Consider the following 19,418-nt stretch of genomic DNA (forward strand, 5'->3'; position numbering starts at 1 on the left):
CGGCTTAAGTTTGGTGTCATGCCTTTAAATTTTGACTATACTATACAAGTACTCGCTGAATAAATGAAAGTTGGTGCTACATGTTTAAACTGATGATTGTTGAAGATGACCTTGTGATTCAAGACGCTTTAAAAACTGAATTGGAGAAATGGGGTTATCAGGTCCACTGCGTCTCACAATTTCACGATGTGATGGCCGATTACCTTGAATTCGAGCCACAACTGGTCATCTTAGACGTTAATTTACCCGCCTTTAATGGTTACCACTGGTGCCAAGAAATTCGAAAAATTTCACAAATTCCCATTGTTTTTATCACGTCGCGTGATGAAACGATGGATTTAGTTATGGCCATCCAACTCGGAGGAGATGATTACATTCAAAAGCCATTTCAGCTGTCGATTGTGACGGCCAAAGTTCAAGCACTCCTGCGCCGCACTTATGATTTCAACGAGCCCCTTCAATTTATGAGCGTCGGCCAAGTCGTTCTCAGGGCTAACGAATCGCGCCTGACAGTTGGTGAGGAAGCTGTCGATTTGACCCGCAACGAACTACGAATCATCGAGATTCTCTTTCAGCACAAGGGCACCTTCGTGACCCGTGAGGCGATCATGATGCACCTCTGGGAGGATGAAAGTTTTATCGACGATAATACATTGGCTGTCAACATCACTCGTTTGCGCAAGAAATTCACAGAAATCGGTCAAACGAACATGATCAAAACGAAAAAAGGAGTCGGCTATGGCGTGGGAATCGATTAGTAACAAACACAAAATTAGTGCATTAATATATTTTGCCAAATACCCTTTAATTTTCTGGGCTCTGACGAGTGCCATTTTTACAATTCTATTATTATTCTTAGACTTTCCACTAATTGCCAGCGCCTATGCAATTGGCCTATCCGGTCTGGTGTTGGGCGTTTGGCTAATCAAACAATGGTATCTTTTAAAACGAAAATATCTCGCATTGCGACAATTGGATGAAAGTTCTATCTTAACGATTCGCAAACAGGTCGATGACAAAGACCTAATTATGCAAACTTACATCACTCAATATGAAGTCCTATTAAAAAAACATGCGCTTGAGCGCCAAGAATTTCAACAACATCTTGAAGAACAGAAAGATTACTTCACCTTATGGTTGCACCAAATTAAAACACCGATTTCGAGTATTAGCTTGATTCTGCAACAAGAAGGTCTTGAAACTAGTCGTCAAACGATTAAACATGAATTAATTTACCTAAACGATTATACACATATGGGACTGAACTATTTAAAGTTAGCAGATACCGGTCATGAACTCGATTTGAGTTTAGTTGCGGTTGACCCTTTAATCAGAAACATCCTCAAGAAGTATGCCAGTTTATTTATTTACAATCATATCCAAATCAATTATTCTCCCTTAAATCTAACCGTCTTGTCCGATGCTAAATGGTTGCAAATCCTCTTGGAACAAATTCTATCCAATGCTCTCAAATACACGCCGGCCGGTGGCGAAATTACGATTGAAATTAAAGACGCAACTAAAATTCTTATTAAGGATACCGGCATTGGCATTCATCCGAATGACTTACCGAAGATTTTTGAAAAAGGCTATAGCGGCTTGAATGGTCGGATGCAAGATAAGTCGACTGGTCTTGGTTTATTCTTGGCGCGTAAAATTTGTCAGCGACTCAACTACAGTTTACAGATTGAATCAGAGGTTGGGAAAGGAACCCTTGTATACTTAGAAACGCGTCGCGATGCCATTGAAATATTCGATTAACTTGGAACCTTACAAGAATGTAAGGTTTTCTTTTATATTGTAAGGATCAATAAATGCTCGATTCTTCTAAACAGGATAAGATAAGGGTAGTTAAAGAGGAGGAATAAATGATGGCCTTATTAGAAGTACAACATTTGAAGAAAGTATATAAAAACCGCTTAGGAACAAACGAAACGATTGCTTTGAAAGATGTCGACTTTTCAGTCATGAAAGGTGAATTTGTTTCCATTATGGGTGAATCAGGCTCAGGTAAAACAACTTTACTGAATTTACTATCGACGTTAGATGTCCCAAGTGAAGGTGAAATTCTGTTAGCAGGTAAAGCTTTGTCGAACATAAAACAGTCGGACTTATCCGGGTTCCGCCGTGAACAATTAGGCTTTGTGTTTCAAGATTTCAACTTATTAGATAACTTTAGTTTAAAAGACAATATTCTATTGCCTTTAGTTTTGGCTAATACCCCTTATAAAATTATGGAAGAACTACTGCAACCACTTGCCCAACAGTTGGGGATTGAACAATTATTGGATAACTATCCTTATGAAGTGTCCGGGGGGCAAAAACAAAGAGCAGCTGTCGCGAGAGCTTTAATTACACAGCCACAACTTGTTTTAGCCGATGAGCCAACTGGTGCTTTAGACTCAAGGTCGAGTCAAGAGTTATTACAACTCTTTGAAAGAATCCACCAAGCGGGTCAAACCATTTTAATGGTGACGCATAGTGTCAAAGCGGCTAGCCATTCAAGCCGCGTCTTATTCATCCGTGATGGCCGGGTTTACCATGAATTATACCGTGGTAACCAAAATCCGGATCAATTCACGAATCAAATCAGTCAGGCTTTATTCGTTAGTTTGGACCGAGGTGAATAGTGATGGGCTTTAAATTTTTTCTACGGATGGCCGTTCGAAATTTAAAATCAAACCGTAAGTTTTATGGTCCTTTTATGGTAGCCGCGGCGATTACGGCTGCGATGTTCTTTATGATGATTTCCTTATTAGAAATTAGCTTTGTTGAAAACAACAGTAGCTTGTCCGCTTTAATTACGATTGGTGGCACGGTGATTGGTTTATTCTCTGTCATCTTCCTGATTTACACCAATAGTGTGATTCAGAAAACGCGTCAGAAAGAACTCGGCTTATATAGTGTCCTTGGTTTAGAGAAGAAACATTTAGTTCGTGTGATGTTTTTGGAAAATAGCTTGGTGGCGTGTGGAAGTATTCTGTTAGGCATTGTCGGTGGGATTGTGTTTGGTTATTTAAACTTCTTGTTTATTAACTACTTGATGCAATTGCCGGTACCGATGGAATTTGCTTTCGCGCCGCTATCAGTCTTATTGACAGTCTTAGTCTTTGCGGGCATCTTTACCCTGTTGTTCTCTTTCAATGTGCTGCGCATTGTTCGTGCCAAACCGATTCACTTATTGAAAGAAAGTTCAGCCGGCGAACGTGAGCCCAAAGGTTCATGGTTAATCTTTTTAGCAGGCCTGTTATTTGTAGGCGCAGGCTACTGGCTATCGCTGACGACGGAAGATATCAAAGTTTTCGTCAATTTATTACTCGCGATTGTCTTGGTCATTATCGGAACGTACGGTTTATTTACAGCCGGTTCAATCATTATTTTAAAACTAATGAAGCGCAATAAAAAATTGTATTATAAGCCTGGTCCCTTCATTTCGATTTCAGGTATGTTGTATCGAATGAAAGCACATGCGGTCGGCTTAGCCAATATTAGTATCCTATCAACGATGGTAATTGTGGCTGTTTCAACGACTCTCAGCATGTATGTCGGAACTGAAAAAACGCTAGAGGCACTGTCACCAACCGAACACAGCGTGACGATTATTAGTTCGGGTCAAAGTGGTGAGTTATTGACTGAACAATTGGGCGATATGCAAGGAGCGGTTCAAAACTATTCGGCTGAAAGAGGGCGTCAAGTCACAGATTTAACACTCGTTCGAATGGTTAATCTAATGGGGAGTATTGAAAATAATGAATTACTCCAAAGTGACTATAGTTTTACGAGCGAGTCTTGGGATATTAGATTACTGCCACAGATGGATTTTAATCAATTAGCAGGGACTAATTTGCAGCTTGCGGATCATGAACTTGGTTTTTATAGCTCAAAAGACAAGGCTGCACCAGAAAATTTAACTGTTTGGGGGCAAACTTATGCGGTCAAAGTCATTGATGAGATTCCAGAAAGCTTGAAAAACTATGAATCTTTATATGAATTAAATATGATTGTGATGCCAACAGTCCAAGCGATTGACCGTTTGAACAGCTTGACTAAAGAAGATGATTTTCCTTTAAATTACAATGCATCTTTAGCCTTTAACTTAAATGAAGCCAGTCAAGCTGAAGATAAGCAGTATAGCCAGGAGCTGCATGCCTTCCTAGATCGTTATGAAGCAGACTATGACTTCTACTACCGAGCCCGCGCTGAACAGCGTGAAGAATGGTATATCATGAACGGTGGTTTCTTATTCCTAGGCATTTTCTTAGGTGGTTTATTCCTAATTGGAACGATTTTGATTACTTACTTTAAACAAATTTCCGAAGGAATGGCAGACCGTGAGCGAATCCAGATTATGCAGAAAGTTGGCTTGAGTCGTGAAATGACTAAGAAAGCAACGAATGCACAAGTGTTATGGTTATTTTTCTTACCGATTGTAGTCGCAGTCATTCATACCATCTTCGCCTTTCCGATTCTAAATAAACTTTTAGCTTTGTTAGGTGTCGCCAACATCACTATTGTTTTACTTTCAATTGCGAGCGTCGCCTTGGTTTTTATGGCAATTTACTGGCTAATTTATAAAGCCACCTCAAAAGTTTACTTAGATATCGTCGAATAATTAAAGTCAATTTATTACCAAATACGGTTCTTCTGTTTTGAGCGGAGGGGTCGTTTTTTGAAAGGAGTGCTGTATGAAAGAAAAGAAAAAATTAATCGCGATTGTCGCGAGTTTACTACTGGTCTTACTGGTTTTAGGATTCTTTATCCGCTCAGTTTTTTTTGCCGGAGCCGGGCGAGGAACGTCGCCGCTCACAAGCAGCGGCGTAGTGATGGAAGATGCCCCAGCTTCCTTGGTGGAAGTCTCAGGAGACAAGGAGCAAGCCAACCAAGCCAATGAAGATGGTAGCCAAACAGGAGGAAATCATGTCTATTCGACCTTTACCTTATACGAACAAGACCCGGTGATCTTAACCGGAACAGCTCAATTACAAACCGATCAAGCCTATTTCTATGATAAAGAAAAAGGTGATATCGCGACGGTTAAAGTGCGTGATGGTCAATTCGTGAAAAAGAATGATTTATTGTATACCTATGAACAAAAAGCAGTAGAAACGCAACATGAGATTGAAGACTTGATGCGCGAACAAACGCGTACCTATAACCAACGTGAAGTCTTGATTAAACAGTTGAGCGACTACACAGGCGCTGCCTATAATTATCAAGGCGACCGCATATCAAGTTATTGGGACCCGTCAGGTAAACAAGGCTATTACATCGAGGAAGAAATTGGCAACTATTCACTTGCAGATGGTGAAGCCAATGCTTATACTAGCAGCGATCCGACAGTTGAAGGCATGAAGGACCAAATTCGCCAAGTGAATGAAGCGATTGAGGATCTCGAAATCAAGTTGATTCGCCTGCAAGAAAAGCAACAGGGGCGTGTCTTAGCTAAAAGTGATGGGACAATTGTCTTAAATGAAGAAGGAAAGGACAATACTCAAGTAGCCTTTATTCGCATCGTCAGCGATGAAGTGTCTGTCACAGGAACGGCTAGTGAATATGAGTTTTATACCTTAGAAGAAGGCCGTCCGGTTTCCTTATATATCAATGCCGAAGACCGCGACATCGCTGGCGAAATTATTAGTTTTGATCAAATTCCAGGGAGTGGCGACAGTAATACCATAGGAGAGGCTAGTTTTACGCCGGCCGCGACGAGCAGCGAAGGAGCCAATTTCAACTTTATGATTTCAGCAGCAGAAGCCATTCAACCAGGTTTCTCTGTCAAAATAGGGATTAAATTACCTGGCGTCGTTTTACCAGTCGAAGCGATAATCGAAGAAAATGATCAAACATATGTCTTTGTTAACCGCGAAGGTGTCGCTGTGAAAGTGGCCGTGACAATTGAACGTCAAGGGACGCAGCGGGTGGTCTTGCGTGAATTATCAGCGGGCGATATTCTTCTCTTAAACCCGTATGAATTAGTCGACGGACAAATGGTGACAACCGATTTATCGGCTGAAACTAATCAGGATAGTTGGTGATGTCTAGTGGAAAAGACTAGAACAACAGAGGGAGCTCCCTTGATTGAAATCAAACAGCTCAATAAATATTACCAAATGGGTGATCAGCCATTACATGTTTTAAATTCGATTGATTTAACGATTTATCGTAATGATTTTGTCTCAATTATGGGACCGTCTGGTTCAGGAAAATCCACGCTCATTAATGTGTTGGGCTTCCTGGATCATGAGTTTGAAGGTGATTATCTCTTCGAGGGTCAACCAATTGAACAAAGAACCGATCAACAAATTTCCAACTTACGTAATCAAGTGGTCGGTTTTGTGTTTCAAGACTTTAACTTAATCAGCAATATGACGGTTGAAGAAAATGTTCGACTACCTTTAATTTATAAAGGACTGCGAGCAAAGGAAACGAAAGAGCTTGTTCAAACGGCCTTAGATAGAGTCGGCTTGGGTGACAAGCTGAAACAAAAACCGTCGCAACTTTCCGGGGGGCAAAAACAAAGAGTAGCCATTGCCCGAGCCTTGGTCAATCAGCCGGAATTTATTATTGCGGATGAACCGACCGGTGCTTTAGATACGAAAACTTCTGCCTCGATTATGGCAATCTTGTCTAAGTTACACGCTGAAGATGGTGTGACGATAATCATGGTTACGCATGACCCTAACATGCAGCATTTCGCCACCAGACACATTCGCATGGTCGATGGTCAAATCCAAAATAATGCGGCTCCAGTCGAAGAGGCAGTCGACGACGTCATTAACCAGTCGGAACTAACCAAGCGAGTACAAACGCAGCTAGAAGAAAGTAGGGGTTAGTATGAGAATCAGTGAAGTATTAAAATCATCGCTGGTCACCTTGCGTTTAAATGGCCGTCGGACCTTCTTGACAATGATTGGGATTATTATCGGAATTTCAGCTGTTATTACGATTATGAGTCTAGGTAATGGTTTCCAACAACAAACCTTAAATGATCTAGCGAAAGATGCCCAAGGCCGTTCCAATCAAGCTTTTTATTTTTATCCAACAAGTGAGGCCATTGATTACAGTCGCTTTAATCCTTTTACTAAAGCGGATTTGGCGGCAATTAGTAATATACCGGGTGTAGATGAAGTTGAAGTTGTTGAAGCACAAGACGAGACAGTGCGTTATATGGAGGCTACTTTTAGCGGCAAAAGCGAATCTTACAATGTCAGTTTGGTCGATGCTAGCCAATATAGGATGGTTAGTGGACGAAACTTGTCGCTAGCAGATTTCCAGAATAATCAACGCTATGCGATTATTGATCTCGCGGCAGCCACCGATTTATTTGAAAAACCCGGTTTAGCATTGCATAAGTCGATCCAGTTAGATAAACAAGACTATACAATTATCGGTGTTTACGATAGTGAATCGGCGGTTCAAGAAGCCCCATTTGGCGGCAATTCAGGTGTCCTCTTTGTCACGAAGAGTCAAATCGAAATTCCCTCAACGACTTATCAACGCTATAACCCGCAAGAAGCTAATGAATGGGAAATCATCGTTTACTTTGAACCGGACTCGAATATGAAAGCAATCAATCAACAAATTTATGATTACTTGATAACCGACGGATCAGCCTTTGATATGGGGGATTATCGCTTTTACGATAGTTCAGAAATGATGGAACAAATTGGTAGCACTCTGAGCATGATTACCTTATTTGTATCTGCTGTTGCCAGTATTTCTTTATTCATCGCTGGTGTCGGCGTTATGAATATGATGTATATCTCCGTTTCGGAACGAACCAAAGAAATTGGTATCCGCCGTTCCTTAGGTGCCACTCGCCGCAGCATTACTTGGCAATTCCTACTCGAAGGCATCGCCATCACTGCTTTAGGTGGTGTCATCGGCTATTTAATGGGAATCGGCTTAGCCTTTTTAATTAGTGGCTTTCTTCCCTTTTCAGCCATCATCGATTTTCAAACAGCTTTGGTCAGCGTTAGTGTGTCCGTGATTATTGGACTGATTTTCAGCGTCTTTCCAGCACGCACGGCGGCCCGTAAAAACGTCGTGGATATATTAAGATAAGTATCACCTCTCTTTAGGCCCTCCCTCTGGCTTAGAGGGGGTTTTGTTGACTATTATCTACGAACTTTTTACAATTAGTATGAATAGAAGCGACCGATTGAAAGGAAGATATTCTATGGATATAAGAAAATTGCAAGCAAAAGAAACAGCGCCGATGGCTTTATTATTGTTAGCGGACCCGTCTTTGGAAAGCATCCAGAGCTATCTGGGGCAAGGCGAATGTTATCTAGCACAGGACCTTGGTGTGTATGTCTTGCTGCCACTTGATCAAGAAACAATAGAATTGAAAAATGTGGCCGTCGCTCCAGAAGCACAAGGGCGTGGACTCGGCCAGCAATTAATCAGTCACGCATTGAAAATCGCCAAGAATGCCGGCTTCAAGCGAATGGAAGTTGGGACAGGTAATTCAAGTGTTGGACCGTTAAGGCTCTATCAGAAGATGGGCTTCACACAAACGAGCGTAGACCATGAGTTCTTTATTCGCCATTATCCTATGCCGATTTTCGAGAACGGCATCCAGTGTCGTGACATGATCCGCCTAGCTAAAGACCTATAATTTAAACCAGGCAAAATAGGTCACTTAGCCAGCTGGCGGTAAGCCCTATTTTGACCAATGAAGGAATGAGTATTGCAATGAAATGATTTGAGCAACTTGTCAAACTGCTCATTACCTTATGGGGCTTGTTTGTCTACAGATATTTCATTTTATAAGTAAGCTGTTTATTCTCCGCCTGAATGAGTATAATAGAGTCATACAGGAGGCAATTATGGTTAAAATTTATTTATTACTCCAGGCGATTATTATTGCTTGGATGAGTGCTCAGTCTTTGTCGATGATGAAGCACATGAGCGAGGACGAAAAAACAGAATTTGAGGACATATTCAAAAGGATGGGCAAGGAAAAGTTGAGCGAACAGAAGCAGTTTGCGCGCAAAATTTCTAGTATCACCAGTATCATGTACATTCCCTATTGTATTGTGTCGATCATTTACTTCTACGGGAATCCTATCCCTTTGTTAGCCAGTTTTTTGCTGACGGCGGTGGTGATGTTTGATTATCTTGACGGAATCAAGCGCATTAAGAAAGCTGAAACTATTACAGAAGCCCTGGGAATCAATGAAATTAGTAAAGTGATCGGCTTAGCGCAATTGTTTTTAGTGGCGGCTCAAGTTGGCTTTTTAGTTTAAGTGTAGAAAGAATGATAGTCGTGAACCTTTAGGGGACACGGCTGTTTTTTCTTGCAAGAAAGATAAAAGTGTCACTCACCGAGGTTCGCGACGATTATAATAAGAAGCGACTTGAAATTATACTGAATCTCGATGATTAGCAGCACGCGATAGCTAGGTAGAGGCTTTTGCTAGCTGATCTAAGCTGAATGAGGGCTAAGTCTGGGGGTGGCTAGCTTAAATTAGAATTCTCATCTTATTGTGCCGATTCATGGTCTATAGTCGGCACAGTCGTGTCGAGATCCTGCCGATTCATGGTCTATAGTCGGCACATTCATGTCGAGAACCTGCCGATTCATGTTCTATAGTCGGCACATTCATGTCGAGAACCTGCCGATTCATGTTCTATAGTCGGCACAGTCGTGTCGAGAACCTGCCGATTCATGGTCTATAGTCGGCACAGTCGCGTCAAGATCCTGCCGAGTCTTATCTATAGTCGGCACAGTCGTGTCGAGAACCTGCCGATTCATGTTCTATAGTCGGCACAGTCGTATCGAGAACCTGCCGATTCATGTTCTATAGTCGGCACAGTCGTGTCGAGAACCTGCCGAGTCTTATCTATAGTCGGCACAGTCGTGTCGAGAACCTGCCGATTCATGGTCTATAGTCGGCACATTCATGTCGAGAACCTGCCGATTCATGGTCTATAGTCGGCACAGTCGTGTCGAGAACCTGCCGATTCATGTTCTATAGTCGGCACATTCATGTCGAGAACCTGCCGATTCATGGTCTATAGTCGGCACAGTCGTGTTAAATCGTGCCGAGACTTATCCTAGAATCAGGTTAATCCTACTCGCAGTTCCAAGAAGCCTACCATCACCACCTCAAGCACTACGCCCCACTAGAACCACCAAAACCAGCAGTGTCTTGAGCCAAGGCTCAAGACGATTTTATTAAAGCCAGACTCTGTTTGTATTTATCATCTAGAACGTGAGCGGTTGACATCTCTTCTATTTCATGGGAGGAATTGAGGCTAGGGATTACCAAACTGATCGCAAGATAAACGCTATAAAAGTAGGCAGAGCTGTGGTATGATAGGGTCACAAGAGTATTATGTTAATCACGGAAGGGTATCACGCTTCCATTGGTTATGAAAATGGAGGTTATTATATGAAAAAACGCTGGACCATCGGTGAAATTAAAAAGTTTGTTGAAACGAACTCAACGACTAAAGTATTATCGACTGAATATCATGGTTTCTCTCAAAAGTTGTTATTAGAATGCGAATGTGGCAACAAATTTGAGAAAACTTTCACGAAATTTAAAGATAAGTATCAACGTCAATGTGACGTTTGTCAGCCACCAAAACCATCTCGTTAATTTGCGACTAACTTATTTATAAGACTTGTCTGTTCAATAGTAGATTCCATTCAAAAGACATAAGCCTTTGAATGGGGCATGGAGATTGAAGGCTAGTGAAAACACCCTAGAGCTGTTTGCGCCATCCGGCGTGCAGCTCTATTTTTTTAGGATGAACGACGCTCCTTTGAGTCTGTTGTAACAATCTTGAGGACTACTTCAATTGCTATTGATTATCAATCAATCCGAGAACATCGCGGAGTTTTCTGAATGTAAGTTTAGTGATCGATTCAATCAGTACCATGATTAGTCGAGGGGTGTTTTGGGAAGATATTGTGTCAAGTTTGACGTCCGTTTCATTAGGGTTTGTTTTTGACTTTGTTCTGTCTTTACCGGTCGCTATTGGCAGCCGATGAAGGTGGATTAAGTCCACTCCATCTATCCCATTCAAGTGTCTTCCTTGGGGATGACACCCTAGATATGATAAACTAAAGAAAATAAGAAGCGAGGTGCAGTTCGAATGGGACAGTATATTGTAGAAGAATTTGAAGCACGATCTGGTATTTTCAAGAGCCAAATGGCAAAGGTTTATCAAGAGATTGCCGACTATGCGAATAAAAAATCTTTGAGAATCGTTAAAGTTAGTGATGCCGATGAAAAAGGGCATTGCACCGTGATTTTCGAGGAGTTAAAATAAGGATGCGATGTCTTTTAAAAGCAGACAAGTAGTCAGGTGATTTGATATAATGGAATTAAGAATGAGGAGGTGCTTTTGTGTTACAAGAATACAGCCGTATCTTAGTTGCAGTTGATGGGTCAGAAGGGTCCTTGAAAGCTTTGAGAAAAGGCGTGGCCATTTCAAAGCGAAACAATGCTAAATTGTATATTACACATATATTGGATGATACCGGAAGCCTACCTTTTAATGTCGAGGAATATGTTAGAATTGCGGAGCGCAATGGTCATGAGTTATTAGAAAAGTGTCAACATTATGCCCAAGAAAATGGTTTATTGGATATGGGCGTACTGTTGGAAATTGGTTCACCGCGGACGATGATTAGCACGACGATACCTGAACGAGAGTCTATTGATTTAATTATTATGGGAGCGCGTGGTTTAAATGCAGTAGAGCGTTTCTTTATTGGTTCAGTCTCAGATTTCGTGATTCGCCGAGCCGTGTGTGATGTGTTAATTATCCGAACAGATACGGATAATATGCCGGAAGGCGATTTTGATTAGTGATTATATCAGCGTTAGTCACAATAAGATGAATAAGGATACCAAAAAAGCCATAAACGTCGATTGAATGCAGTGTTTATCATTCATCGATTGTTCTTGGCTTTTTTTGTTTAGCGAATCTTTTCGATCATTTGGTTAAGCTTGGCTGGAGAGACTTGGCCACGTACGATTTCAACAACTTTACCCTCATCATCTAAGATGAAAGTCAGAGGTAGGATGGTCGCACCAAATAAGTACTGATTGTTCATTTGGTGATCAAAGTAAATTGGCATTGACAGAGCCATTTCTTCAAAGAAGGCTTCAGCCGCTTCTTTAGTTTCACTTGGTTTACTCTCTAAGGCATCCATCATGATGAAGTTGATGTCGTCGCCGTAAGTTTGGTAAGCTTCCTCGAAATAAGGCATCTCCACGCGACAAGGTTCACACCATGAAGCCCAAATGTTTATTAATGTACCTTTACCATAATTGTCTGATAAATTTAGTAAGTCACCTTCTGCATTCAGGTAATTCGACTCTGGGCCTTGCCAACCCTCTTCTTGAGAGACAGTTTGCGATTCAGCACTTGATTCGGACTCATCTTCCTTTTCACTTGAGTCAGTACTTGAGGGTGATTCTGGTTTCTGGACCGTAACAACAGTTGAAGATTCAGTGTCATTCTTGTCTGAGTCTGCGTCAACTGTTGATTCTGCGGGCACATCCTTCACTGCGATTTCAATAGACGAACTCATTTCCATGAGGGTTTCTTCCTCACTGGCCAAGTAATTATCATAAATGACATAGGCCCCTGCGAACAAAAGTACCATCAAAGCTAAAATTATGTAGATTCTTTTCATTGTAAGCTCCTAACTTAGTGAGACTAATAAAGTTTCTAACCAACCAAACATCGAGCTAAGTCCCATCACAATTAATAAAATTCCTGATGCGAGGCGAATGATGCGGTAATGACGTTTGATCCATATCATTACTGACTGCATTTCTTGAATTAATAAAGCACTTAAAACAAATGGAATACCTAAGCCGAGCGAGAAACTCAATAATAGAGTGACTGATTCAATATAAGAAGTTGACGTAGCGGCATAGGACAGCGCGCTTGCTAAAAAAGTTCCCACACAAGGTGTCCAACTAATCGAAAAGACCATCCCGAATACCAAAGCATTCGTATTGCGAAGCGACGTCTGCGGCATCTTATTTAAGCGACTCATCAATGGATTGCCTAATAAATAATCGATGCCCATCAAAATCATAAAGCCACCTGCAATAATATGAATCAATGTCCGATTGATTAAAACGAAACGTCCGATTGTTGTGACAAATAAACTCATGGAAACAAAGACAATCGTAAAGCCAAGCACGAAGAGCACTGATTGTGACAATAGTTTTTTATGTTGCGTACTCTCTGTTTCTTCCGTTTGTCCTGTCAAATAAGCTAGATAGATAGGAATCATTGGAAGCAAACAAGGGGAAATGAAGGTCAAAACGCCTTCAACTGCTAAAAGTAAATATTGCATAACTATTCCTCTCTAAATCATTTATCATCCTATCCTAACACACAAAAAGGGATAAAGTATGAAATTTGCTTGAAGCTATAATAGCCTAAACAATAGGAAAACAGCACCCCGCTGAAAGCAAGATGCTGTTGTTTTAATTATTATTGTCTAGCTTGAATTAATTCGGGGTGTCTATCGTAATAATTGTTTAATAAACTCATACCGGCTGTTGTTAGAATTCCCATCACAGCGGCATCATCGACGATTCCCACTAGTCCGAAGAAATCTGGTAGGACATCCAATGGTAAAAACGTGTATGCCAGACCAATGCCTGCCAACGTTTTAATATACCAAGGCGTCTCTTTCTTAAACAAAGACTTCGCATAAGTACCTAATCGCACATTCTTTCTCATGATATCACCTTCCTTATTAATATAATAAAGCAAAAGGATGAGTGTGACATAGGGCTTAAGCAGGATATTTACGCTAACCTCTGAATTGTTCAGTTATGCACTAACTTTATGCAATAATTATGCACAAGAGCCAAAAAGACTCGTTCAACTGTCGTGATATAGATATTGTTTAGTTAGTGTGATAAAATAAAATGTACAAAACATCACAAAGGAGTGTTTAGAATGGAAAGAATGAGAAAGATAATTGGCATGTTACTGGTAGTTGTACTAGTAGGTGCTGGCTTGGTCACGAGTTTAACTACATTGGGATCAGCAAGTGCGCAAGACGGATTAAGTTTTGAAGCTGGGACGTATTCTGGGGTAGCAGATGGTTTCGGTGGTTCGGTGGAAGCAATCGTAACGGTGACTGAGACACGTATTGAGAACATTCAAGTAATTGCCGACGGAGAAACGGGTGAAATTGGTACAGCAGCTATTAGCGAAATTACTGAAGCAATCATTCAAACACAAAGTTTAGCCGTTGACGTCGTGTCAGGAGCATCAGTCTCAAGTAATGCAGTGCTAGCAGCTATCGAAGATGCTTTAAAACAAGCGGGAGCGGACTTAGATTACTTAAAAGATGAAGCCAATAAGTTATCAGTCGAAGCAGTTGAACAAGCAGACATCGACACAGAAGTAGTCGTGATTGGTGCGGGTGGTGCTGGGATGGCAGCAGCAATTGAAGCAGCTTTAGCTGGTAAAGACGTGGTTATTTTAGAACAAATGGCAGTAATCGGAGGAAATACTAACCGAGCAACTGGTGGTATGAATGCTTCGCAAACCTACATTCAGGCTGAATTGGGTGTTGAAGATTCAAATGAACAATTTTACGAAGACACCTTTACCGGTGGCTATGAATTAAATGATCCAGAGTTATTGAGAACAATGGTCGAACAATCTGCAGATGCTCTACAATGGGTGAATGATTTAGGTGCAGAATTAACAGACGTATCATTTTCTGGAGGTCAAACAAATGCACGTATCCATAAACCTAAAGACGGATCAGCAGTTGGACCAGTTCTTATAGGTGTATTGAAAGAGAAATTAGATGAATTAGACGTTCCAATCTATCTGGAGTCAGAAGCTCAATCATTAATCACAAATGACGAAGGTCATGTTGTAGGCGTGAATGTCGTAACAGCCGACGGTGCAAGTTTTGTTGTAAATGCAGATGCAGTGATTCTCGCAACCGGTGGTTTCGGTGCCAATATGGAAATGGTTGAACAATACGACGAAAGTAAAGTAGGTTTTGAAACAACTAACCATCCAGGTGCAACAGGATCTGGTATTCAAATGGCCGTTGAAATAGGGGCAGCACTATACCAAATGGAAGAAATCCAAATTCACCCGACAACTCAACCAGGAACAGGTTACCTTTATACAGAAGGTTTACGTGGAGATGGTGCGATTCTTGTGAATAAAGAGGGCCTGCGTTTTACGGATGAATTATTAACACGAGACGTTGTGTCAGCCAACATTATTGCCCAAACAGATAGTGTAGCTTACTTGCTTGTCAATCAAGAATTAGTGGACCAAAATGCATCAATGGCTGGATATATTGAAAAAGGCCATGCCGTTCATGGTGAAAGTCTGGAAGAATTAGCAACGGCTTTAGAATTAGATGCGGCAACTTTACAAGCAACTTTAGATACTTACAACGAGGCCCAAGCGGCTGGTGTCGATGAAGAATTTGGCCGTCTTAATATGACGATGTCATTAGCAAAAGGACCTTACTATGCCTTATCAGTCACACCATCCATTCACCATACAATGGGTGGCTTGAAAATTAATAATGACACGCAGGTATTGAATGAAGACGGTGAAATCATTCCAGGTTTATTTGCAGCAGGTGAAGTAGTAGGTGGCGTTCATGGTGGTAACCGCATCGGTGGTAACGCCGTTCTAGATATCATTGTCTTTGGTCGTATCGCTGGTCAAATGGCAGCAACTGATTTAGAAGCTGTTCTTGAGGAAGGGACAGAAGAAGGTACAGAAGATGCAACTGAAGACGTGACTCCGGAAGAAGAAGAGGAAGAAGTTAATTCAGAAGACGCAAGTGAAGAAGAAACTGAACCTGAAGACTCTGTAGAAAACGAAGAAACCGGAAGTCTAGACGACAGCGCTGATACTGAAGGCGAGCCAACGGAAAGTGAAACTGAAGAAGAGACAGAAGAAGAGACAGACGAAGAGACAGATGAAGAAGCAGATTCCGCAGCTTAACTAAAGAAAGTTATTAAACTATATTTGCTATCCCCGAAACTAGTCGAGTCCCCTCGCTGGTTATAATTAAACGCAAAAAATTTCTCAGTGTCAGGGCTGAGAAATTTCTTTGCGTTTAGGTGTAATGAGAAGGGGCTTTGTGTGTGATGAGTGACCTCGTACGATGTTGATATCCTTAGCTAGGAGGATAAGCGTTTAGCACACATAATCTTTGAATGACAAGTTCCGATGGACATCGAGTCGTCAATGTCGCCATGAGTTGGTTAGCAAAAGCTAGGCGCTTATTGAGTTTAGGTCCTTTTTGCTATACGTTTCACGATACACCGTGTATAATCTTAATGAGAATGTTTTAATGAATTCAGGCACTACTCAAGAAACACTGCAATGACTAAGAGTCACTGTGGATTTATTAAAGTCTGACAAGTTAGAAAGGGAGCGTTTAATCGTGAAAGCACTACCTAATATTGGAAAACCAGCGACTCGAGCATTAAATAATGTTGGACTCACGCATTTGGAAGCGTTGAGTCAGGTGAGTGCTCAATCAGTAGCGAAACTCCATGGAGTTGGACCTAAAGCAATTATTCGTCTAGAAGAGGCTCTAAAAGTGGAAGGCTTGGCTTTTGGGCCGGATCAAGAGCTAGCTTTTGAAACGGACTTTCTGGCGATAGGTGATTTGAATTGTGATAATGCCCCCAAAAGGCGTGGTATTCGAGATTTCTTACTGGCAGCTTGGATGCAAGATGTCACACTGACATCAAACTATTTATCATCAAAGGCGCAATTTGCTGAAGCTACTCAAGCCCAGCCATTAATGGGGATAGAAAAGATATTAACTGCTTATCAAACGGCCACTCCAATAAGTAGCATAATCATTCACCAACTAGTGTCTCATGGTAAAGAAGGAGCCGCTCATGCGAGCCTCACACTGCAGTCTGGACATCAGATTCATTTTGCGGAATTTTATCAGTTTGAAGGGCACCGCAAAGAAGCAAAACTATTAAAGATTACCCGCTATCTTCATTCTTCTTCAGAGTCATCAATCTTGCTGCTGAACAGAATTTAGGCGTATAGAGTAGTCAAACGTATAAACAATCCAATGACCTATCGAGGGGAAATTATGCTGACAATTAAACAGAGTCAATTTGAGCACGTTGAAGTTTTTGTTCAAGACGTATTTAAAGAACAAGCGGAAACTTATTTTGATGAGTTGCGTGACAAGGAAGAAGAAAGATTAACCTTGGCGGCTTATGAGGGAGAACACTTGGCCGGTGCTGTTGTGGCTAAGCGTCAATATGATCACATCTATATTGAATTTATAACAGTCGACTCGGCCTTTCAGGGACGAAAAATAGGCAGTAAGTTGATGAATGCGATCGAAAATTTATCTAAGGAAAGAAATATTATTAACATTACATTGAGAACCCGCAGTTATCAAGCAGCAGGTTTCTATAAAAAATGTGGTTATACTTGTTACGCAACATTGGATGATATGCCAATGCGTGGTGTATCTATGCACTATTTTGTTAAGCGATTAAATTAAAGTTGGAGGAGGTATGTCATGATCTATTATCAAACAGTCGATTCGAGAGTGGCTGAGCCGATTTGTCATCGGATTTTTGAGGAGCAACAATTTGAGGTGTTCGGCCAACATATAGCGAGAAATGCTGATACAGTATCGATTGCAGCTTTTGAGGACCGTGAAGTGATTGGGGTGATAGTGGCTCGTTTTGAATATGACGCGATGGAAATTACGCAACTTGCGGTTCAAAAGGATTATCGCAAACAGGGAATTGGTAGTCAGCTATTGAATGAAATAGAACGATTAGGCAAGGAAAAAGGGGTGGTCAATGTGACGTTGACGACGCAAGATTTCCAAGGGACAAGTTTTTACGAGGAACAAGGTTACACAGTTTACGGTAAACTTGATGATATGCCTCGCGTGGGCGAGAGGCGGATTTATTTTTATAAAAAGTTACAGTAAGCCATAAGGAAACACAAAGAAGCATCTCTTACAGCAGGAGGTGCTTTTTTTTTGTGGTTTAAGGGATAACAAAACTAGTTGATAGCCTAAATAATAAAACTGAGTTCTTTCATTACTTGCGTCTCACTATGGAAGACACTCTTGCAGGAAGCACTCAGATCGTCATGATGCAAAAATATTGAATTTTCTAGGTGATGAAGGTGACTTGGCAATTTCTGAAATTTATAAAACGACATTCTTTCAGTGTGTGTTAAGCGAACTCTATTGAATTATTTAAAAGAAAATCAGAAAAATATTATAACAAACATCCGACTGTGTCATTAACTTCGCAAGTAATAATGCAACAGTATTTATAGAGTGTGTCAATGAAACCCTTTGCAGAAAGCGTTGACAAACAAAATTCAAACGTTTACAATCGTGTTAACCGGTTTCCAAGGAGGTAAGAACTTATGGCGAAAGATGTCACTATTCAAGATGTCGCAACAAAAGTAGGCGTTTCTAAAACCACAGTATCTCGTTATTTAAACGGACGCTTTGGCAATATGAGTCATGAGACTCGACAGAATATTAAAGAAGTCATTGAAGAGTTAAACTACCGTCCAAATCGTCAAGCGCAATCTTTGAAAACTAAAAAAAGTCATCTGCTTGGCTTGATGGTAGCGGATATCGAGAATACTTATTCTGGCTATTGGATTAAAGCGATGCAAGAAAAGCTTGCGGGAACGGACTATCAATTAATGATCATGACGTCTAATAATTCTGAAGAACAAGAACTGCATAATATTCGTAAATTATTGGATCAGAATATTGATGGCATGATGTTACAGCCAGTGACGATGGATGCTGAAAAGTATCGTTTCTTATATGAATCAAAGTTACCAGTCGTTTTAATTGATCGGACCCTTAGAGCAAATTTTTGGCCAACCATTCAATCAAACAACTTTCAAATAACTAAACAGCTAGCACAAGAAATTGTAGCGAATGGCTATGAACGGATTGTTCATGTAAGTGAACCAATAAAGGACGTGAGTCCAAGATCAGAACGCTATGATGCGATGAAGTTGGTCGCACATGAATATCAATTAGAATTATTGACATTAGAGGTAGATGGTTCTCAAGAACTTGTCGATCAATTTGTACAAAAAATTGATTATCAAGCCAAACGTACGGCATTTTTCGGTGCGAACGGAACGGTCCTCAACCAAATTATTAAGGCATTAAGAAGAAATAAATTGAGTTTTCCAGAAGATTGCGGAATTTGTGGTTATGATGATTTATTGATTGGCGAAGTATTGATGCCAACGTTAACTGCAATTAGTCAACGACCTGAATTGATTGGGAAAAGATCAACAGAAGTTTTGTTAGAGATTATTAATGGGAATATCACCAATGAAAATATTGATATACCAGCAACCTTACACTTAAGAGAATCATTATAAAACGGAGGAAT

Annotated in this window: 20 protein-coding genes; 17 read left to right on the forward strand and 3 right to left on the reverse strand. The window is 40.8% G+C overall.

Annotated features, from left to right (window positions below; all coding sequences use genetic code 11):
- Nucleotides 1-80 precede the first annotated feature (80 nt).
- The 12 genes from ACTQ5J_RS07775 to ACTQ5J_RS07830 all read left to right on the forward strand — a co-directional run bounded on the left by ACTQ5J_RS07775 (nucleotide 81) and on the right by ACTQ5J_RS07830 (nucleotide 11,828).
- Nucleotides 81-758, forward strand: coding sequence for a response regulator transcription factor (locus ACTQ5J_RS07775; protein WP_441752096.1), 678 nt, complete (start codon nucleotides 81-83; stop codon nucleotides 756-758).
- Nucleotides 739-1,761: a sensor histidine kinase gene (locus ACTQ5J_RS07780; RefSeq protein ID WP_441752097.1), complete on the forward strand. Its 1,023-nt coding sequence runs from the start codon at nucleotides 739-741 to the stop codon at nucleotides 1,759-1,761. Before ACTQ5J_RS07775 ends, ACTQ5J_RS07780 begins: the two co-directional genes overlap by 20 nt.
- Nucleotides 1,762-1,868: 107 nt before the next feature.
- Complete coding sequence (locus ACTQ5J_RS07785) at nucleotides 1,869-2,630, forward strand: ABC transporter ATP-binding protein (protein WP_441752099.1); 762 nt, start codon at nucleotides 1,869-1,871, stop codon at nucleotides 2,628-2,630.
- 2 nt (nucleotides 2,631-2,632) lie between these two features.
- On the forward strand, nucleotides 2,633-4,612 hold the full coding sequence (locus ACTQ5J_RS07790) for an FtsX-like permease family protein (protein WP_441752101.1): 1,980 nt from the start codon (nucleotides 2,633-2,635) through the stop codon (nucleotides 4,610-4,612).
- 73 nt (nucleotides 4,613-4,685) lie between these two features.
- Nucleotides 4,686-6,035 carry an efflux RND transporter periplasmic adaptor subunit gene (locus tag ACTQ5J_RS07795; protein WP_441752103.1) on the forward strand — a complete coding sequence of 450 codons (1,350 nt, stop codon included), beginning with the start codon at nucleotides 4,686-4,688 and terminating at the stop codon, nucleotides 6,033-6,035.
- 75 nt (nucleotides 6,036-6,110) lie between these two features.
- Nucleotides 6,111-6,833 (forward strand): ABC transporter ATP-binding protein, encoded by a 723-nt coding sequence (locus tag ACTQ5J_RS07800; protein WP_441752288.1) that lies wholly within the window; start codon nucleotides 6,111-6,113, stop codon nucleotides 6,831-6,833.
- A 1-nt stretch (nucleotide 6,834) separates the two neighbouring features.
- Nucleotides 6,835-8,064, forward strand: coding sequence for an ABC transporter permease (locus ACTQ5J_RS07805; protein ID WP_441752105.1), 1,230 nt, complete (start codon nucleotides 6,835-6,837; stop codon nucleotides 8,062-8,064).
- 115 nt (nucleotides 8,065-8,179) lie between these two features.
- A complete protein-coding gene (locus ACTQ5J_RS07810; RefSeq protein ID WP_441752107.1) occupies nucleotides 8,180-8,620 on the forward strand; it encodes a GNAT family N-acetyltransferase in 441 nt (146 codons plus the stop codon).
- Nucleotides 8,621-8,831: 211 nt separating this feature from the next.
- The gene (locus ACTQ5J_RS07815) at nucleotides 8,832-9,251 is read left to right on the forward strand and encodes a hypothetical protein (protein WP_441752109.1); all 420 of its coding nucleotides are present in this window, start codon (nucleotides 8,832-8,834) and stop codon (nucleotides 9,249-9,251) included.
- Between the two features lie 1,149 nt (nucleotides 9,252-10,400).
- Nucleotides 10,401-10,610 carry a hypothetical protein gene (locus ACTQ5J_RS07820; RefSeq protein ID WP_441752111.1) on the forward strand — a complete coding sequence of 70 codons (210 nt, stop codon included), beginning with the start codon at nucleotides 10,401-10,403 and terminating at the stop codon, nucleotides 10,608-10,610.
- Nucleotides 10,611-11,109: 499 nt separating this feature from the next.
- A complete protein-coding gene (locus tag ACTQ5J_RS07825) occupies nucleotides 11,110-11,286 on the forward strand; it encodes a hypothetical protein (protein WP_441752113.1) in 177 nt (58 codons plus the stop codon).
- A 77-nt stretch (nucleotides 11,287-11,363) separates the two neighbouring features.
- Nucleotides 11,364-11,828 carry a universal stress protein gene (locus tag ACTQ5J_RS07830; protein ID WP_441752115.1) on the forward strand — a complete coding sequence of 155 codons (465 nt, stop codon included), beginning with the start codon at nucleotides 11,364-11,366 and terminating at the stop codon, nucleotides 11,826-11,828.
- A 110-nt stretch (nucleotides 11,829-11,938) separates the two neighbouring features.
- Here ACTQ5J_RS07830 and ACTQ5J_RS07835 read toward each other — a convergent pair whose 3' ends face one another.
- From ACTQ5J_RS07835 to ACTQ5J_RS07845, 3 genes are all read right to left on the reverse strand, one after another.
- Entirely contained in the window at nucleotides 11,939-12,661 is a 723-nt protein-coding gene (locus tag ACTQ5J_RS07835) for a TlpA family protein disulfide reductase (RefSeq protein ID WP_441752117.1), read from the reverse strand.
- Between the two features lie 9 nt (nucleotides 12,662-12,670).
- Complete coding sequence (locus tag ACTQ5J_RS07840) at nucleotides 12,671-13,336, reverse strand: cytochrome c biogenesis CcdA family protein (protein ID WP_441752119.1); 666 nt, start codon at nucleotides 13,334-13,336, stop codon at nucleotides 12,671-12,673.
- Nucleotides 13,337-13,476: 140 nt separating this feature from the next.
- Complete coding sequence (locus ACTQ5J_RS07845; RefSeq protein WP_441752121.1) at nucleotides 13,477-13,728, reverse strand: YkvA family protein; 252 nt, start codon at nucleotides 13,726-13,728, stop codon at nucleotides 13,477-13,479.
- 222 nt (nucleotides 13,729-13,950) lie between these two features.
- Here ACTQ5J_RS07845 and ACTQ5J_RS07850 point away from each other — a divergent pair, with 222 nt between their 5' ends.
- The 5 genes from ACTQ5J_RS07850 to ACTQ5J_RS07870 all read left to right on the forward strand — a co-directional run bounded on the left by ACTQ5J_RS07850 (nucleotide 13,951) and on the right by ACTQ5J_RS07870 (nucleotide 19,407).
- Nucleotides 13,951-15,987 carry a flavocytochrome c gene (locus ACTQ5J_RS07850; RefSeq protein WP_441752123.1) on the forward strand — a complete coding sequence of 679 codons (2,037 nt, stop codon included), beginning with the start codon at nucleotides 13,951-13,953 and terminating at the stop codon, nucleotides 15,985-15,987.
- Nucleotides 15,988-16,432: 445 nt separating this feature from the next.
- The gene (locus tag ACTQ5J_RS07855; protein ID WP_441752125.1) at nucleotides 16,433-17,050 is read left to right on the forward strand and encodes a DNA-binding protein; all 618 of its coding nucleotides are present in this window, start codon (nucleotides 16,433-16,435) and stop codon (nucleotides 17,048-17,050) included.
- Nucleotides 17,051-17,104: 54 nt separating this feature from the next.
- Entirely contained in the window at nucleotides 17,105-17,527 is a 423-nt protein-coding gene (locus ACTQ5J_RS07860; protein ID WP_441752126.1) for a GNAT family N-acetyltransferase, read from the forward strand.
- An 18-nt stretch (nucleotides 17,528-17,545) separates the two neighbouring features.
- Nucleotides 17,546-17,968 carry a GNAT family N-acetyltransferase gene (locus ACTQ5J_RS07865; protein ID WP_441752128.1) on the forward strand — a complete coding sequence of 141 codons (423 nt, stop codon included), beginning with the start codon at nucleotides 17,546-17,548 and terminating at the stop codon, nucleotides 17,966-17,968.
- 449 nt (nucleotides 17,969-18,417) lie between these two features.
- Nucleotides 18,418-19,407 (forward strand): LacI family DNA-binding transcriptional regulator, encoded by a 990-nt coding sequence (locus ACTQ5J_RS07870; protein WP_441752130.1) that lies wholly within the window; start codon nucleotides 18,418-18,420, stop codon nucleotides 19,405-19,407.
- Nucleotides 19,408-19,418: the final 11 nt, after the last annotated feature.

This window comes from Fundicoccus sp. Sow4_F4 (assembly GCF_052116145.1).
In the GTDB taxonomy this organism is placed as follows: Bacteria; Bacillota; Bacilli; order Lactobacillales; family Aerococcaceae; genus Fundicoccus.